At 66.8% G+C, this 15,590-nt stretch carries 15 protein-coding genes; 3 read left to right on the top strand and 12 right to left on the bottom strand.

Annotated features, from left to right (window positions below; genetic code table 11):
* Nucleotides 1-27 precede the first annotated feature (27 nt).
* The gene (gene rarD, locus FNZ56_RS10665) at nt 28-930 is read right to left on the bottom strand and encodes an EamA family transporter RarD (RefSeq protein ID WP_143879818.1); all 903 of its coding nucleotides are present in this window, start codon (nt 928-930) and stop codon (nt 28-30) included.
* Nucleotides 927-1,865, bottom strand: a complete 939-nt coding sequence (gene yedA / locus FNZ56_RS10660) for a drug/metabolite exporter YedA (RefSeq protein WP_143879817.1) — start codon at nt 1,863-1,865, stop codon at nt 927-929. Before yedA ends, rarD begins: the two co-directional genes overlap by 4 nt.
* A gap of 110 nt (nt 1,866-1,975) precedes the next feature.
* Between yedA and FNZ56_RS10655 the strand changes: the two genes are divergently transcribed.
* A complete protein-coding gene (locus FNZ56_RS10655) occupies nt 1,976-2,473 on the top strand; it encodes an Lrp/AsnC family transcriptional regulator (RefSeq protein ID WP_143879816.1) in 498 nt (165 codons plus the stop codon).
* Here FNZ56_RS10655 and FNZ56_RS10650 read toward each other — a convergent pair.
* The 7 genes from FNZ56_RS10650 to FNZ56_RS10620 form a co-directional block, all read right to left on the bottom strand.
* Complete coding sequence (locus tag FNZ56_RS10650; RefSeq protein ID WP_143879815.1) at nt 2,418-3,293, bottom strand: methylated-DNA--[protein]-cysteine S-methyltransferase; 876 nt, start codon at nt 3,291-3,293, stop codon at nt 2,418-2,420. The two genes, FNZ56_RS10655 and FNZ56_RS10650, sit on opposite strands and share 56 nt — an antisense overlap.
* A 164-nt stretch (nt 3,294-3,457) precedes the next feature.
* Entirely contained in the window at nt 3,458-5,632 is a 2,175-nt protein-coding gene (locus tag FNZ56_RS10645; RefSeq protein WP_143879814.1) for a carboxy terminal-processing peptidase, read from the bottom strand.
* 275 nt (nt 5,633-5,907) lie between these two features.
* On the bottom strand, nt 5,908-7,020 hold the full coding sequence (locus tag FNZ56_RS12940) for a J domain-containing protein (protein ID WP_221933300.1): 1,113 nt from the start codon (nt 7,018-7,020) through the stop codon (nt 5,908-5,910).
* An 80-nt stretch (nt 7,021-7,100) separates the two neighbouring features.
* Nucleotides 7,101-8,093, bottom strand: coding sequence for a lipoyl synthase (lipA, locus tag FNZ56_RS10635; protein ID WP_143879813.1), 993 nt, complete (start codon nt 8,091-8,093; stop codon nt 7,101-7,103).
* Between the two features lie 14 nt (nt 8,094-8,107).
* Complete coding sequence (gene lipB, locus FNZ56_RS10630; RefSeq protein WP_143880345.1) at nt 8,108-8,824, bottom strand: lipoyl(octanoyl) transferase LipB; 717 nt, start codon at nt 8,822-8,824, stop codon at nt 8,108-8,110.
* Nucleotides 8,825-8,844: 20 nt separating this feature from the next.
* A complete protein-coding gene (locus tag FNZ56_RS10625) occupies nt 8,845-9,123 on the bottom strand; it encodes a DUF493 family protein (protein WP_143879812.1) in 279 nt (92 codons plus the stop codon).
* Nucleotides 9,124-9,218: 95 nt separating this feature from the next.
* Nucleotides 9,219-10,178: a CsgG/HfaB family protein gene (locus FNZ56_RS10620; RefSeq protein WP_143879811.1), complete on the bottom strand. Its 960-nt coding sequence runs from the start codon at nt 10,176-10,178 to the stop codon at nt 9,219-9,221.
* 176 nt (nt 10,179-10,354) lie between these two features.
* Here FNZ56_RS10620 and FNZ56_RS10615 point away from each other — a divergent pair, with 176 nt between their 5' ends.
* Entirely contained in the window at nt 10,355-10,552 is a 198-nt protein-coding gene (locus FNZ56_RS10615) for a hypothetical protein (RefSeq protein WP_143879810.1), read from the top strand.
* A gap of 99 nt (nt 10,553-10,651) precedes the next feature.
* Nucleotides 10,652-11,884 carry a hypothetical protein gene (locus FNZ56_RS10610; protein WP_143879809.1) on the top strand — a complete coding sequence of 411 codons (1,233 nt, stop codon included), beginning with the start codon at nt 10,652-10,654 and terminating at the stop codon, nt 11,882-11,884.
* Here the strand turns inward: FNZ56_RS10610 and FNZ56_RS10605 are convergent.
* The 3 genes from FNZ56_RS10605 to mltB form a co-directional block, all read right to left on the bottom strand.
* Nucleotides 11,838-13,031, bottom strand: coding sequence for a D-alanyl-D-alanine carboxypeptidase family protein (locus FNZ56_RS10605; RefSeq protein WP_143879808.1), 1,194 nt, complete (start codon nt 13,029-13,031; stop codon nt 11,838-11,840). The genes FNZ56_RS10610 and FNZ56_RS10605 overlap by 47 nt on opposite strands.
* Nucleotides 13,032-13,142: 111 nt before the next feature.
* Nucleotides 13,143-14,462 carry a septal ring lytic transglycosylase RlpA family protein gene (locus FNZ56_RS10600; protein WP_143879807.1) on the bottom strand — a complete coding sequence of 440 codons (1,320 nt, stop codon included), beginning with the start codon at nt 14,460-14,462 and terminating at the stop codon, nt 13,143-13,145.
* On the bottom strand, nt 14,462-15,577 hold the full coding sequence (mltB, locus tag FNZ56_RS10595; RefSeq protein WP_143879806.1) for a lytic murein transglycosylase B: 1,116 nt from the start codon (nt 15,575-15,577) through the stop codon (nt 14,462-14,464). Before mltB ends, FNZ56_RS10600 begins: the two co-directional genes overlap by 1 nt.
* Nucleotides 15,578-15,590 lie beyond the last annotated feature (13 nt).

The following is a 15,590-nucleotide window of genomic DNA, read 5'->3' as shown; positions in this document are numbered from 1 at the left end:
CAAAAGCGGTCGCGCTCCAGAGCGCTCCTACACGCTGCGCCGCGCCCGCAGCAGGCCATCGCCGGCGAACAACGCCAGCGCGATCCAGATGAACGCGAAACCGACCGCGCGATCGCGGTCGAAGGGCTCGCGGAACACCAGCACGCCAGCGAGGAACTGCAGCGTCGGCGCGATGTACTGCAACACGCCGACCGTCGACAGCTGCACGCGCCGCACGGCGTAGGCGAAGCCGATCAGCGGCAACGCGGTGAGCAGGCCGGCGAGGACCAGCATCGCGTCCAGCGCGAAGCCGTAACCGTGTTGCAGCGACAGGAAACCGCCCTGCCCCTGCGCTTCGAGCCAGCCCAGCACGGCCAGCGCCGGCAGCAGCAGGTAACCGCCTTCGATGGCGAGCCCCGGCAGCGCTTCCACGTGCACCAGCTTGCGGATCAGGCCGTAGAGCGCGAACGATCCCGCCAGCGCCAGCGCGATCCACGGCAACTGGCCGAAGCGCAGTGTCAGCCACAACACGCCGATGCCGGCGATCGCCACCGAAACCCATTGCACCGGGCGCAAGCGTTCGCGCAGGAACAGCACGCCGATCACTACGTTGAGCAAGGGGTTGATGAAGTAACCGAGGCTGGTTTCGACCACGTGGCCGGCGTTCACCGCCCAGATGTACAGCCCCCAGTTGAAACCGATCAGCACGCCGCTCAGCCCCAGCCATTTGGCGATGCCGGGACGCGACAGCGCCGCACGCACCCATTCGAAGCCGCTGCGCCAGCACAGCAAGCCACCGACCATCAGCGTGCTCCACACGATCCGGTGCAGCAGGATCTGCAGCGACGGCACCGCGCGCAGCGCATGCCAGTACAGCGGCATCAGTCCCCACAGCACGAACGCGGCGACCGCGGCCCACATGCCGCGGCGATGGTCGGCGTCATGACTCATGCGGCTTCGTCCGCGGTGCCGATGGTGGCCGGTTTCGGCGCGACCTTGCGCGCCTTCGCCAGGGTGATCGCGACCACGCCGAGCAGGATCACGCCCATCGCCAGCAGTTCGTGCGCGCCGAAGCGTTCCCCCGCCAGCCACGCGCCCAGCATCACCGCGATGGCGGGATTGACGTAGGCATAGCTGCCGGCCAGCGCCGGGCGCACGTTGTGCAGCAGCCAGATGTAGGCCGAGAAACCGACGATGGAACCGAAGGCGATGAGGTAGGCGAACGCGGCGAGGCCATGCGCGCTCGGCATGCCATGGAAGCGTTCGCCGGACAGCGTGCCGACAATGCACATCGCCACGCCGCCGCAGAGCATCTGTGCCGCGGAGGCCATGAACGGCGACGGCAGGTCGCGGCCGCGGCTCCAGATGGAACCGAACGACCAGGCCAGCGTGGCGACCAGCAAGGCGATCATGCCGACCTTGGACGCGCTGAGGCTGCTGTCGGCATTGAGCCAGACCACGCCGAGGAAACCGATCCCCAGGCCGACCCATTCGATGCGACTCGGGTGCTGGCCGCGCATCGCAGCGAACACGCCCATCCACAGCGGCGCGGAAGCGACCGCGACCGCGGCCAGTCCGGAGGACACCGTGGTTTCGGCGAGGTTTACCATGCCGTTGCCGAACAGCAGCAACAGCACGCCCATCACCGCGGCGTTGCCCCATTGCGCGCGGGTCGGTGCGGCCACGCCGCGCCAGCGCAGGAACGCGAACATCAGCGAACCGGCGATGACGAAGCGCACGCCACCGAGCAGGAACGGCGGGAAACCACCTTCCAGCGCGAAGCGGATCGCGAGGTAGGTGGAACCCCAGATCAGGTACACGGCCGCCAGCGCGAGCAGCACGCGCGTGCCGTTCGGCGTGGTCGAATGTGGAACGGGTGCGCTCATGCGTGGGCCTCGTCGCGTGCCGCGGCGATGGCGCGGCGGCACCGGATCAGCGTAGACCCGCGCCTAGCGCGCGGTTTGAATATTCGTGCGCTTCGGCGCAAAATTTTTGCGTGGAACACGGACCGCTCTCCCTCGACGATTTCGACCACCGCCTGCTCGCGTTGCTGCAGCAGGACGCGGGCCGCACCCTGGCCTCGCTCGGCGATGCGGTGGGCCTGTCGCCGAGCGCGGTGCAGCGCCGCATCCAGCGCTACCGCCGCAGCGGGCTGCTGCGCACGCTCGGCGTGCTCGACCCGAATGCGATTCCCTCCGCGACCCTCGCGACGGTGTGGGTGACGATGGAACGCGACACCCAGCGCATCCATGCCGCGTTCCGCTCGCGCATGCGCGCCGCGCCCGAAGTTCAGCAGTGTTATGCGCTGGCCGGCGAATGGGATTACCTGGTCATCCTCGCCGCGAGCAGCGTGGCGCACTACCGCGAGATCGCCGAACGCCTGTTCGTGGACGAAGGCAACGTCAAGCGCTACGAAACCCGGCTGGTGTTCGACACGGTCAAGCTCGGCCTCGCGCTGCCGACGCGTTCCGCACCGCGGCGTCGGCGACGCTGAGCCGCGCGCCTTCGCGCTGCAGCAGGCGCCGTTTCAACGGCAGCCCCCAGCGGTAGCCGCCGATGCTGCCGTCGCCGCGCACCACGCGGTGGCAGGGCACCAGCACCGCGATCCGGTTGCGCGCGCAGGCGCCCGCGACCGCGCGTGCCGCGTTCGGCGCGCCGAGCTTCGCCGCGACTTCGGCGTAGCTGCGGGTTTCGCCCTGGGGAATGCGCATCAGTGCGTCCCACACCTTTTTCTGGAACGCGGTGCCGAGCAGGTCGACTTCGACCTTCGCTTTCTTTCCGGCCAGCGCATCGGCGACCGCGCGCACGCGCGGCGCGAGGAAGGCATCGCGGCCGGCGTCGACGCGCTGCAAGCCTGCGTTCGGGAATTCCGCGCGCAGCTTCGCTTCGAGCGCACGTTCGCCCGCGCCGAGTTCGACCATGCAGATGCCGCGTTCGCTGGCCGCGACCAGCGCGGTGCCGAGCGCGGTGTCGACCGTGCTCCAGCGCAGTTCCTCGCCTTCGCCGCCGGCGCGGTAGCGCGCGGGCGTCATCCCGAGTTTCGCGGCGCCGGCCTCGTACACGCGCGAGGGCGAGCCGTAGCCGGCGTCGTACAGCGCGGCGCTGACGTCGCTGCCTTCGCGCAGCGCGGACTTCAGTTTGCCGAGCTTGCGTTGGGCGAGGTATTCGGCCGGGCTGAGGCCGAAACGCGCGCGGAAGCGGCGCTGCAAATGCGCGGGACTGAGCGCGACCGCGCGCCCGAGTTCCTCCAGCGTCGGTTCGCCGCCGTCGAGCAGTTGCCTTGCGCGTTCGAGTTTGTCGTCGTTCCTGTTCATGGCCGAAACGATAACGGGCGCCCATGGCGCCCGCTATCCGATTCCTGCTTTCCCTCTCCCCTTGAGGGAGAGGGTGGCGCGTAGCGCCGGGAGAGGGGAAAAACCGTGCATCCCTTTCCTGCCCTGCGGGCATCCTCTCCCTCAAGGGGAGAGGAAAAAGCGCATCACTCCGCGCCCGCCCAATGCAGCGGCGAATGCGATTCCGGCAACACCTGCGCGGTGAGCTGCTTGCTCGCGACCAGCAGGCCCATCGCGTCGCCGAGGATCGCCGCCGATTCACGCAGCAGCGGGTCCGGGCGGTTTTCCGCCTGCTTCTCGCGCGCGGCGTCCTTGGCCACGTCGCGTTCGCCGGCCTGCAGGCCGTCGTCGGCATCGTCGGCGGCCAGCGGATCCGCGGCGAGGCCCAGCTGCTTGCGTTCGGCTTCGCGCTGCTTGCGCTTGGCATCGTCGCGATCGCGTTCGGTGCGGCGCTCGGCCTCGTTGAGCGAGATGTACTTCTTGTCCTGCTCGGCGCGGAACTGGGCGACGTCCTCGGCCCACCACTGGAACTCGGGGTCGTGCGCGACGCGCGCTTCGTGGCGCTGTTCGAGCTGCGGCAGGATCGCGGTGAAATTGCCGTACCGCACGTGCGAGGCCGCCTGGATCCGGGTCCACGGCAGCGCATTGTCGTACGTGCTTTCGCCGAACTCGCTCGCGTCCACCGTCACCGGGAAGGCGATGTCCGGGGCCACGCCCTTGTTCTGCGTGCTGCTGCCGCCGGGCAGGAAAAATTGCGCGATGGTCAGCTTCACCTGGCCGTATTGCGAACCGTCGTTCGCCGGCCAGCGGTCGAGGTCGACCATGTTCTGCACCGTGCCCTTGCCGAAGGTGTTTTCGCCGATGATCAGGCCGCGACCGTAATCCTTGATCGCGCCGGCGAAGATCTCCGAAGCGGAGGCCGAACCGCGATTCACTAGCACCGCGAGCGGGCCGTCCCAGGCGACGCCGGCGTTGTCGTCGCCATCGATGCTGACGCGGCCGCTGGATTCGCGCACCTGCACCACCGGGCCCTTGTCGATGAACAGGCCGGTGAGGTTCACCGCTTCGTCCAGCGAACCGCCGCCGTTGTTGCGCAGGTCGATCACCACGCCGTCGACGTTCTGCGCCTTGAAGCCGGCGAGCAGTTTCGCCACGTCGCGCGTGGCCGAGGCGTAGTCGCCGTTCTGGTCGCGGCGACCTTCGAAATCCTGGTAGAACGCGGGCAGCTCGACCACGCCGATGCGGCGTGCGGGTTCGCCGTTCGCGGCCGGCAGGTCGATGACCTTGGACTTCGCGGCCTGTTCCTCGAGGCGAATGCGCGCTCGAGTCAACGTCAGCAGGTTGGGCTTGCTGTCCAGCCCGGCCTGCACCGGAATGACGTCGAGCCGCACCTGGGTGCCCTTCGCGCCCTTGATCTTGTCGACCACGTCGTCGATGCGCCAGCCGACCACGTCCTCCATCGGCCCGCTGCCGCCCTGCCCGACCGCGACGATGCGGTCGCCCGGCTGCAGCCGCTTGCTCAGCGCGGCCGGTCCGCCGGGCACGATCTCGCGCACCACGACGACGTCGTCCTGTTTCTGCAACACCGCGCCGATGCCTTCCAGCGACAGCGACATCTGCTGGTTGAAGCGCTCGGCGGTGCGCGGGTTGAAATAATCGGTGTGCGGGTCGATCGCGTTGGTGTAGGCGTTGAGGAAGCTCTGGAACGCATCCTCGCCGTTGAGGTCGGCGGCCGACTTGGCGAGGTTCACGTAGCGCTTGTCGAGCGTCTTGCGGATCTGGTCAGGCTGCTGGCCGGCGAGCTTGAGCCGCAGCCAGTCGTTCATCACCGACTGCTTCCACAGCGTGTCGAGTTCCTGCGACGTCGCCCACGGCGATTTCTCGCGGTCGTAGTACCAGCGGTCGTTGCCATCGAAATGGAAGATGTCCTGCTTCAGCAGCGAACGCGCGTACGCGGCGCGCTGGTCGACGCGTTGCTTGTACAACGCGAAGATCGCCTGCGCGGGAACCGCGTCACCCGACTTGATGTCGTCGTCGAGCGTGGTCTTGTACTGGTCGAAGCCGGCGATGTCCTGCGCGGTGAAGAACATCTTGCTGCCGTCGAGGGATTCGAGGTAGCGCTTGAGGATGTCGGCGGACAGCGCGTCGTCCAGCGCGACCGGGCGATAGGCGTAGCGGCTGTTCGACAGCAGGCCGTAGACCAGCTTCGAGGTGGTCGCCTGTTCGGCGGTGGCGCCGGCGACGGAGGTGCCGCTGTCAGCGCGGGCGAGCAGCGCGACCGGGGCGGTGAGGGCAAGGGCAAGCAGGAGGTGGGTCTTCATCCGGATCTCGCGGCCAGGGGCCATGTTCGTGGGGACAGCATCGGGACTCCTTCGGACCCGCGGCAGTGCCGGAAGTTGCACGCGGCGGGCGCCTCGCGGCCACTCTAGCCCGGTTCCGTGGCCCGGAAGTGAACGGATCGTCGGTCTGGGAGTGCCGCTTGTCGCGGATTGGCGGTTGGTAGCCCGGGTAAGGCTGCAGGCCGCACCCGGGATTGGTTGTCATCGCACGAAGTTTCCCGGGTGCGCTTCGCCTGCCCGCGCGAGCGCGGCATTAGTCAAAATTCCGACTCAGCCAAATCGTAAGTTTCGAAAGTACCGCCCTCTACTTTGTAGAGCGTCATCGTGATGTCACTGTACTCAATGCCTTTGCCGGTTCTTGTTTCATGAACATCAAACGATTCCGACCGGGCCAGCCCGCCCGTGCTCAAATCGCGATAACGGATATCGTAATCACCGGCAGTCACTTTTCTCAGCGTAAAGCTTGACCGCCCGGGAATGTAGAACTGCCTAACAGGGTAAGCATTAGCGCCATCTAATGACACCAATTTTACGAATACAGAAGACTCATTTTGTTCGTTGTCGACTTTGATCGACGAATACCCATCAGCATTGTCAACAGGATACCCATGAACATACGCGGCCTTGCTGGGCCACTGACTTCCATTGGGAGCGGTCAAATATTTGACATTTTCCTCGCCTCTCTGCACCGCGACCTTTTGGCCTTCGGTAGAAATGCCGCTGCATTCTACTTCTAGTCGACTCTGATAAGTGCGTGAACCATCACTCCAATCTACTCGATATATTTTTATATCGCCGTTGGCATTATTAATAAGCACACATTTTTCAGGTTTTCTTTCAGCGGCAGGCGCTGTAGCAATCGGCTGCGTAGGCGCCTGCTGTTGATATGGCTTTGGCCCAGACGGGGGCGGAGGTTTTGGCGCGAATTCGCTATAAAGAAAAGCTACGCCAATAAGTGATCCGAACACTGCAATTCTTGGGTCCCACAAGAAAATTCTTCGCGCCAAACTAAAAGGCCACATCAAAATAGCAGCAGCATATTTCCGAAACTTCCCTTCTTCTTCTGTCGACTGTTGCGGTGCTTTCCATTGCGGAGGAATGGGAGATGCTTGCATCTTCTCTGCTTCGCGTTGTCGCAGCTTGGCTTCTTCGCGTGCAATCCATGCATCATGTTCCCGACGCTTCTGCGGATCAGACAGAATTCGGTAGGACTCATTGATGAGCGCCATGATCCGCGCCGCATGTTCATCTCCAGGATTCTTATCCGGATGGAACGTTTGCGAGAGCGATTTGTATGCGGCTCGTATTACGTTATCTGGAGCGTCTCTTGCTACTTTCAGATTGTCGTAGTGAGTACGAATAGTTGCCATGGCCCTCCCCTAGAGCCGAAAGCAGATGTCGCCTTACCCTTGAATCGTTGCGACGAATCATAGGCGGGTCGAGACTGGCCTTACGCGATCCCCGCAGCCTGCCGGTCCGCGTGGTAGCTCGAACGCACCATCGGCCCCGAGGCCACGTGCGAGAAGCCGAGCGAGTAGCCGTAGGTTTCCAGTTCCTTGAACTCGTCCGGCGTCCAGTAGCGCAACACCGGATGGTGGTGCGCGCTCGGCTGCAGGTACTGGCCGATGGTGATCATCTCGACATCGTGCGCGCGCAGGTCGCGCAGCGTCGCCTGCACCTGCTCCATCGTTTCGCCCAGGCCGAGCATGATCCCGCTCTTGGTCGGGATGCCGGGATGCTGCGCCTTGAATTTCTGCAGCAGCGTCAGCGACCATTGGTAGTCCGCGCCCGGGCGCACGTTGCGGTACAGGTCGGGCACGGTCTCGATGTTGTGGTTGAACACGTCCGGCGGATCCGTGGCGAGGATCTCCAGCGCGCGTTCCATGCGGCCCTTGCCGCGGAAGTCGGGCGTGAGGATCTCGATGCGGATGCCGGGCGAAGCCGCGCGGGTTTCGCGGATGCAGTCGACGAAGTGCTGGGCGCCGCCGTCGCGCAGGTCGTCGCGGTCGACGCTGGTGATGACCACGTACTTCAGGCCCATGTCGGCGACGGTGTGCGCCAGCCGCAACGGCTCGCCGGGATCGGCGGGCTTGGGCCGGCCGTGGGCGACGTCGCAAAAGCTGCAGCGGCGCGTGCACACGTCGCCGAGGATCATGAAGGTTGCGGTGCCGTGGCTGAAGCACTCGTGGATGTTCGGGCAGCTCGCATCCTCGCAGACCGTGACCAGGCGGTTCTCGCGCAGCTTGGCCTTGAGCGCCTGCACCGCGTTGCCGCTGGGAATGCGCACGCGGATCCAGCTCGGTTTGCGCAACACCGGCGCGTCGACGAACTGCACCGGCGAACGCGCGATCTTGTCGCCGGCGACCTGGCGCGCGCCAGGCTCGAGCGACGCGGGTTCGGCGGCGACGACGGCAAGCGGAATGTTGCGGGGCGTGCTGCTCATGGCGGAATTATCGCCTAAACCCCCTCTCCCGATGCGCTGCGCGCATCGACCTCTCCCACGGAGGGGAGAGGTGAAAAGCCCGGCGCCGGCCCTTCCGCCAACGCAAGTCCGAACTGCCGGGCCAGCTTGTCCAGCAGCACCGGCTTGACCGCATCCAGCGACGAAGGCCCGCCAAGGTCGGACATCGCCACCACCTGCAACCCCTCGTAGCCGCAGGGATTGATCCGCAGGAACGGGGAGACGCTTTCGCCGGCAATGTTGAAGGCGAGGCCGTGGAAGGCGCAGCCACGGCGCACGCGGATGCCGAGCGCGGCGACCTTGGCGCCATTGACATAGACGCCCGGCGCGCCGTCCTTGCGTGCGCCTTCGATGTTCCATTCGGCCAGCGTGTCGATCACCGCCTGTTCGATCTTGCAGACGTAGTCGCGCACGCCGATCTTCAGGCGCTTCAGGTCGAGCAGCGGATAGGCGACGATCTGGCCGGGCCCATGGTAGGTCACCTGCCCGCCACGATCGACGTGGATGACGGGGATTTCGCCCGGCATCAGGACATGTTCCGGCTTGCCGGCCTGGCCGAGGGTGAACACCGGTTCGTGTTCGACCAGCCACAACTCGTCGGTGGTGTTCGCGTCGCGCGCATCAGTGAAGGCCTGCATCGCGCGCCACACCGGCTCGTAGGGCTGGCGGCCGAGGTCGCGCACCACCGCGTCACGCATCGACGACGACGGCATGTTCAACGCGCAGTTTTCGACTACACCGTCCACTTCACTTCCGGATGGTCGCGCAGGGCCTGGTGCGCGCGGTCGTATTCCTCGCGCGAGTTGGCGCGGAAGCTGATCCGCACCGAGACGTACTTGCCGTTCGAGGAATGCTTCCAGCTCACGGTTTCGTGCAGCACGTCGATGCCGGCCTCCTGCAGGTGCCGCGGCAGTTCGGATTCCAGGTGCTTGTCCGCCGCGCCCATCGCCGACAGCTCGAAGGTGCCGGGGAACTGGAAGCCGTGGTCTGGGTTATCGGATTTGATTTCCATACGCCGCGATTATTGGGCCGGAACGCCGCAAACCCAAGCCGCAAAAGGAAAGGGCCGCGCGTGCGGCCCTTCCCCGGATACCCGCGATGCGGGGCTTACTTCGCCAGTTCGACGAAGTTGCTGGAAATCCAGCCGGTGTTGCCCAGTTCGTCTTCCACTTCGATCATCGCGCCATCGCGGTTTCCGGTGGGATACAGCAGCGAGCCGGGATCGAGTTCGCGCACGGCCTTGCCGGTGCCCTTGGCATTGGCCAGCAGCCGTGCCGGCTTGGTGACGGCCATCGCCTGGCTGGCATTGGCGGCCGAGGCGTTGTCCGGCAGGCCGCCGAGCTGGCCGACCAGGTCGGTGTAGGCCTGCAGGTAGGCCAGGGTAATGACCTGGCCGATCTCGGTATTCGAATAACCACCCACGCCGGCCGCACCGATGCCGCTGCCGGTGAACAGGCCGCCGCTCGCGCCCCATCCCATGTCGGTCTTCTTGGCGCTGCCTTCGGCCATCGCGACCTGCTCGGACGAACGCACGTCGGTGACGGTCAGCACCACGTCGGCGGTCTTCCTCTTGAAATTCAGGCCGCCGACCAGGGCACCGGCGTTGCCGCCGATCAACCCGCCCAGCAGGCCGCCGATGGCATTGCCGCTGGAATTGCTGTTCTGCGAGACCAGGTCCGGCACCAGCACGTAATCGGCGGCCTTGATCTGGCCCTTGCCGATGTTGGAGCGGTTGCGCAGTTGTCCGTCGGACGCCAACGCGCGTTCGCGCATCGCCGCATCCATGCCCGCGCCGCGGTCGACCAGGGTGAAGCAGCGCGACTTGCTGACGAACACCTTGATCAGCTTGGACGGCGCGGGCAACTGCTGCCCGGTCCACCAGTTGGTGGCGTCTTCCGGCTCGAGCACCGAGATGGTGCCGAGCGGCTTGGCGCACACCGGGATCTGCGCGGTTTGCTGCTTGCGGATGTCCTGCGCACTCTGGCGCTGCGCGGATGCCGGCATTGCGGCGCAAGCCATCGTCGATGCGACGGCAAGCGCCGCCAGCGGAGCGAATCGGATCGTCATGTGGTCCCCTTCAGTCTGTTTCGTCCATGAACACCCGGCAGGCGTTCCCAATTGCAGGCAGCGTCCCCCGCCGTCCTGCCCGGAGTTTAGCAATCGGGCGAGGGACTTCGCGACGCAACGCCGGTCGCGCGGCCGTAGCATGTCCATGGCCAGGCCGGCTCAAACGGGGAAACGCGATGGCGAGCATGTGGTGGGGAATGCTGTTCGGCGCGATCGGCATGGGCTATTGCGTCTACGGCAAGCGCCAGTCCGCGCCGATCCCGCTCATTTGCGGCATCGGCCTGCTCGTCTTCCCGTGGTTCGTGTCGAACGCGTGGATCATGGTCCTGGTCGGTGCCGCATTGATGGCGATTCCCCGGTTCGTACGGATCTGATGGACCCCATCCGCGTCTGGAGCAGATCCTCCGGCGCCAACGATGTCCGGTCGCGGCCCCGGGCCTCGTATTCACCAGGCACTGCGTCCCGTCGAGTGCATGCTCTTGGAAAAAAAATCGCCGCGGCGCGACCCGTGGTTGCTGCTGCTTGCCGCCATCGCCTGGATGCCGGTGGCGTGGTGGCGCCCCGGCGAAGCAATCGCGACCCTGCTGGGGCTGGGGTCGACGCTGTTGTTGTGCAAGCTGATGGCGATGCCCCCGGTGTGGCGGGCCTTCATCGCGCCCGTGCCGACGCTCGCGATACTGCCGCCGCTGGGCGCTGCCGGATATCCCGCGCTTGCGGGCGCGTTGTCGGCGGCGGCCGGCTACCTCGCCTTCACCCTTGTCCGCCGTGGCGTGTACGCCGTGCGTGCATGGCTGGACACCTTCCGCTTCCGCACTCCGGACGGCGCGGTGGATGGCTGGGATTACCGCCGTTGGCTCGTCGCGCGCGAACGCTTCCTGGCGCGGCTGTGGCCCCGCCGCCGGTTGCGCATCCTGTTCCCGCCGACCGACATGGAAGCAGACCTTCGCAGGGGGTTCGCCCATCGCGGCGACCATTTGCGGTTCGCCGAACCCACGCCCGAAGAATTGCACACGCACGACCTGGTGGTGCCGCTGACCCTGGAAGACCTGGAAAAATTGCGCGGGTCAGGACCGCTGTTGGCGCGCAATCCGTTGCCGCTTCCGGATCCGGGCTGCGTCGACCTGTGCAACGACAAGCTGGCCTGCAACCGCGCCCTCTCCGCGGCTGGCTTCGCCGACTGCGTGCCGGAGATCTCGGATTCGCTGCCGTTTCCCTACGTGCTGAAGAAGCGCGTCGATGCGTGGGGCGACAACACCCATGTCGTCGCCAACGCCGAAGACGAACGCAGGCTCGCGACGCTGCTGCACGACCCGGACTACTTCCGCCAGGCCTTCGTCCCCGGCCAGCGTGAATACGCCGCGCACCTGCTCGTGATCGAAGGCCGCATCGCCGCCGCGCTGACGGTCGAATACGTGTTCGCCCACGACCTGCACAAGAAGTGCCGCGAACAGCCGCCGCATTACCGGCGGCTGCAGCGTGCCACCCATCTGCCGCTGTTCCGCGACATGCTCAATGCGGTCGGCTACGAAGGGCTGTGCTGCGTGAACTACAAGCTGCAGGACGGGCGCGTGCGCTTCCTCGAAATCAACCCGCGCTTCGGCGCGAGCCTGGCGCCGTGGTTCTTCGCGATGGTGCGCGCGTTGCCGCGCGTGGCGCCGGTCAGAGCGAATGCCACCACATCAGCAGCGAATCCCACAGCCGCCTGAAGAAACCGCCCTGCGGCACTTCGTCCAGCGCCACCAGCGGTGCCTGCACGATCAGCTTGCCGTCGAGTACGACCTTCACGGTGCCGATGGCCTGGCCCTTGGCGATCGGAGCGACCAGCGTCTTGGGCACGTCCATCGTCGCCTTCATGCGGTCGTACTGCCCGCGCGGGCTGCTGACCAGCAGCGGTTGCGCCACGCCCAGGCGCACTTCCTTCGCCGCGCCCTTCCATACGCGCTGGGTCGTGATCGGCTTGCCGGCGTCGTAGAGCCTGTGCGATTCGTAGAAGCGGAAGCCCCAGTTCAGCAGCGCCTGCGCATCGACCGCGCGCTGGTTCTCGCTGGTGTCGCCCATCACCACCGCGATCAGGCGCTGGTCGCCGCGCTGCGCGGAGGCCATCAGGCAATAACCCGCGGAGGAAGTGTGGCCGGTCTTGATGCCGTCGACGGAAGGATCGCGCCACAGCAGCAGGTTGCGGTTGGGCTGGGTGATCGGCCCGACCGTGAATTCCTTGATCTTGTTGTAGGAATAGGTTTCGGGGAAATCGCGGATCAGCGCGCGGCCGAGCAGCGCCAGGTCGTGCGCGGTCGAGTAATGGCCTTCGGCCGACAACCCGGTGGCGTCGGCGAAGTGCGAATGCTGCATGCCGATCTTCGCCGCGTACGCATTCATCAGCGAAGCGAACGCTTCCTCGCTGCCGGCGACATGTTCGGCCAGCGCGATCGCGGCGTCGTTGCCGGACTGCACCACCATGCCCTTTTCCATCTCGACCAGCGGCACGCTCTTGTTCACTTCGAAGCCGCTATAGCTGCCGTCCGTGCCGGCGCCGCCCTTGCGCCAGGCGTTCTCGCTCATCATCACCTGGTCGTCGGCCTTGACCTTGCCGTTGCGCATTTCCGCGGCAATCACGTAGCTGGTCATCACCTTGGTGATGCTCGCCGGCTCCAGCTGCGCATCGGCGTTGTCGCCGGCGAGCACCTGCCCGGTGGCGAAATCCAGCAGCACCCAGGCCTTCGACACCTTGGGCGCGGGCGCGGGCGGGACCGGCAACTCGCCGCTGGCGACCGCCGCGGGCGGGGCCGGGGTCTGGGCGAAGGCGAGGCCGAAGGCGGCGGTGGCAACGGCGGCGAACAACAGGCGAACGGTCATCGAAACGGGAACTCCGTGGGGGAAGCCGCGAAAAACGCGGCGGAAAAGGTCGAATCGGTGATTTTAAGACGCCCGCCCGAAGAAAACCGTTGCGAGCGCAGCAGGTTTCGATCAATCGCGGACGCGCTGCGGCTGCCCGAACCCGAGACCCACCACCCTGGCCGCGAGTTCCGGGGCATTCGAAGCGGCGACCGGCCCGATCCGCAGCCGCCAGACGCGCTTGCCGGCGACGTCGGCGCCCTGCAACTGCGCGCCGGGAATGCTCGCGCCTTGCAGCATGGCCAGCGCACGCTGGGCGTTCTGTTCGTTGCCGAAGCTGGCGACCTGCAAGGTCACGTCGCCCGCGGCCGGGGTGGTGGCGGCAACCACCGCGGCGGCAGTGGCCGGCGGCGGGGGCGGCGCCTTGATCGCGGGTTCGAGCGCGGCCGGCGCGGGCTTCGCCGCATCGGAGGCCACGGCGGTGGATAGCGCGGAATCCGGCTTGCCGGCCTGGCCGGTGGCCACGCGCACCCGGCGCGTGCGCATCCACGCATCGAATTCGTCCGCGGTCATGGTGCGGCCGTCCTGGCGCATGTCGAAGCGCAGGTCGCGGTTCGCCGGATCGGCCGCCGCGATGGCGGGCGCCACGCGTTCGCCCGCATTCGCGGCCGCGATCGGCAGTGCATCCACCAACTTGTCCATCGCGGTATCGACGTTCGGCTGCGGCGCCAACGTCGGCTTGCCGGTGGCGACATGCGCTTCTTGCTGCGGCGTTGCGGCGGATGCGAGCACGCCGCCGTGTTCGCTGGCGTCGTCGTACGGCCCGGCGAGGCCTTTCACTTCCACCCGCGCGGTGCCCTTGTCGCGATAGCCGAGCTTCACCGCCGCGGCGTAGCTGAGGTCGATGATGCGGCCGGCATGGAACGGCCCGCGGTCGTTGACGCGGACCACGATCGAACGCCCGTTGTCGAGGTTGGTGACGCGCGCGTAACTCGGCAGCGGCAACGTCTTGTGCGCGGCGGTCATCGCGTACATGTCGTACACCTCGAGGTTCGAGGTACGGCGGCCGTGGAACTTGTTGCCGTAGAACGAGGCGATGCCGACCTCGTCGTAGCCTTCGGCGCTTTCGAGCACCTGGTAACGCTTGCCGAGCACGCTGTAGGAACGGTTGCCGTAGCGCGAACGCGCTTCGTTTTGCGGCGTCGCATCGGGAATCGCATCGACGTCGGGAATGTCGGCCGGAACGGTGTCGGGTTCGTCGGGCTTGTACAGGTCGCCGACCATGCCGCCGCGCTTGGACACGTCTTCCTGCGCCGGCGCATACGGCGAACGCGTCGATGCCGGATGCGCGGGTTTCGGTTTCGACGACGCGACCGGCGGCGCCTGCTTCTGCGGCGCGGCGGCACAGGCCGCGAGCGCCAGCACGATCGACGAGGCGAGCAACGCGCGCATCACGACTGCGGCACCGCGGGTTGCGGCACGGCGGCGATCGCCTGCGCCAGCTGCCACACCGCCATCGCGTACATCGGCGAATGGTTGTAGCGGGTGATCACGTAGAAATTGCGGTAACCCAGCCAGTATTCGCGGCCGGCGTCGCCGTCGAGCGCGACCACCACCGCACCGTCCACGCGCGGTTCGCCGCCGCGCAGGCGATAGCCCTTCGATTCGAGGAACGCCAGCGGATACACCGGGTCCAGCGCCTTGGGATCGGGCGGCACGAAATCGGGAACATCCATCGCCTTGTCCGCGCGGCCGGCCACCGGCGCGCCGCGTTGCCAGCCGTGCGCGACGAAGTAGTTGGCGATGGAGGCGAACACGTCGTCCGGATCGGACATCAGGTCGCGGCGACCGTCGCCGTCGCCATCGCGGCCCCAGGTGCGCCAGCTCGATGGCATGAACTGGCCCCAGCCCATCGCGCCGGCGTAGCTGCCGACCGGCGCGGCGGGATCGAAGCCCTCTTCCTTCGCCAGCGCGAACAGTTGCGCGAGTTCCGCGGCGAAGAACGGCGCGCGCTTGGGATAGCCGAACGCGAGCGTGGACAGCGCATCCAGCGCACGGTACTTGCCCGCGTTCGCGCCGTACTGGGTTTCGACGCCGATGATGGCGACGATGATCTCGGCGGGAACGCCGGTCTGCGCGGCGATGCGGTCGAGGTCGGCGCGGTATTGGGCGTAGAACGCGCGGCCGCCGTCGATGCGCTGCGGGGTGAGGAAGATCGGGCGGTAATCGCGCCACGGTTTCACCGCCTCGGCCGGGCGGTTCATCGCATCGATGATGTTCTGCTTGAACTGCGCCTGCGCGAGCCCCGCGCGCACCGCATTCGGATCCGTGCCGAAGGACTGCGCGGCCCAGGCGACGAAATTCTCGCGTCGCTGCGCTTCCGGGATCGCCGGATCGGCGACCGAGGCCGGCGCGACCGGGCGTTCCGGTGGCTGCGGCACCGGCGGCAACAACGCGACCGGCAGTTGCACCGGCGTCGGCGGCGGTGGCGGAGTGGATTCGGGCTGTTGCGCTGCGCAGGCGGCGAGCGCGATCGGGACGAGGCTGAGCAGGGCGCGTCGGATCATCGGCGCGGAGGGT

Origin of the sequence: Lysobacter lycopersici (assembly GCF_007556775.1) — a bacterium.
In the GTDB taxonomy this organism is placed as follows: Bacteria; Pseudomonadota; Gammaproteobacteria; order Xanthomonadales; family Xanthomonadaceae; genus Pseudoluteimonas; species Pseudoluteimonas lycopersici.
This window is presented reverse-complemented; position numbering and strand designations above follow the sequence as displayed.

Coding starts and splice junctions, on each gene's coding strand:
- rarD (WP_143879818.1), bottom strand. CDS start 930: ATGAGTCATGACGCCGACCATCGCCGCGGCATGTGGGCCGCGGTCGCC.
- yedA (WP_143879817.1), bottom strand. CDS start 1,865: ATGAGCGCACCCGTTCCACATTCGACCACGCCGAACGGCACGCGCGTG.
- FNZ56_RS10650 (WP_143879815.1), bottom strand. CDS start 3,293: ATGAACAGGAACGACGACAAACTCGAACGCGCAAGGCAACTGCTCGAC.
- FNZ56_RS10645 (WP_143879814.1), bottom strand. CDS start 5,632: ATGAAGACCCACCTCCTGCTTGCCCTTGCCCTCACCGCCCCGGTCGCG.
- FNZ56_RS12940 (WP_221933300.1), bottom strand. CDS start 7,020: ATGGCAACTATTCGTACTCACTACGACAATCTGAAAGTAGCAAGAGAC.
- lipA (WP_143879813.1), bottom strand. CDS start 8,093: ATGAGCAGCACGCCCCGCAACATTCCGCTTGCCGTCGTCGCCGCCGAA.
- lipB (WP_143880345.1), bottom strand. CDS start 8,824: ATGCCGTCGTCGTCGATGCGTGACGCGGTGGTGCGCGACCTCGGCCGC.
- FNZ56_RS10625 (WP_143879812.1), bottom strand. CDS start 9,123: ATGGAAATCAAATCCGATAACCCAGACCACGGCTTCCAGTTCCCCGGC.
- FNZ56_RS10620 (WP_143879811.1), bottom strand. CDS start 10,178: ATGACGATCCGATTCGCTCCGCTGGCGGCGCTTGCCGTCGCATCGACG.
- FNZ56_RS10615 (WP_143879810.1), top strand. CDS start 10,355: ATGGCGAGCATGTGGTGGGGAATGCTGTTCGGCGCGATCGGCATGGGC.
- FNZ56_RS10610 (WP_143879809.1), top strand. CDS start 10,652: ATGCTCTTGGAAAAAAAATCGCCGCGGCGCGACCCGTGGTTGCTGCTG.
- FNZ56_RS10605 (WP_143879808.1), bottom strand. CDS start 13,031: ATGACCGTTCGCCTGTTGTTCGCCGCCGTTGCCACCGCCGCCTTCGGC.
- FNZ56_RS10600 (WP_143879807.1), bottom strand. CDS start 14,462: ATGCGCGCGTTGCTCGCCTCGTCGATCGTGCTGGCGCTCGCGGCCTGT.
- mltB (WP_143879806.1), bottom strand. CDS start 15,577: ATGATCCGACGCGCCCTGCTCAGCCTCGTCCCGATCGCGCTCGCCGCC.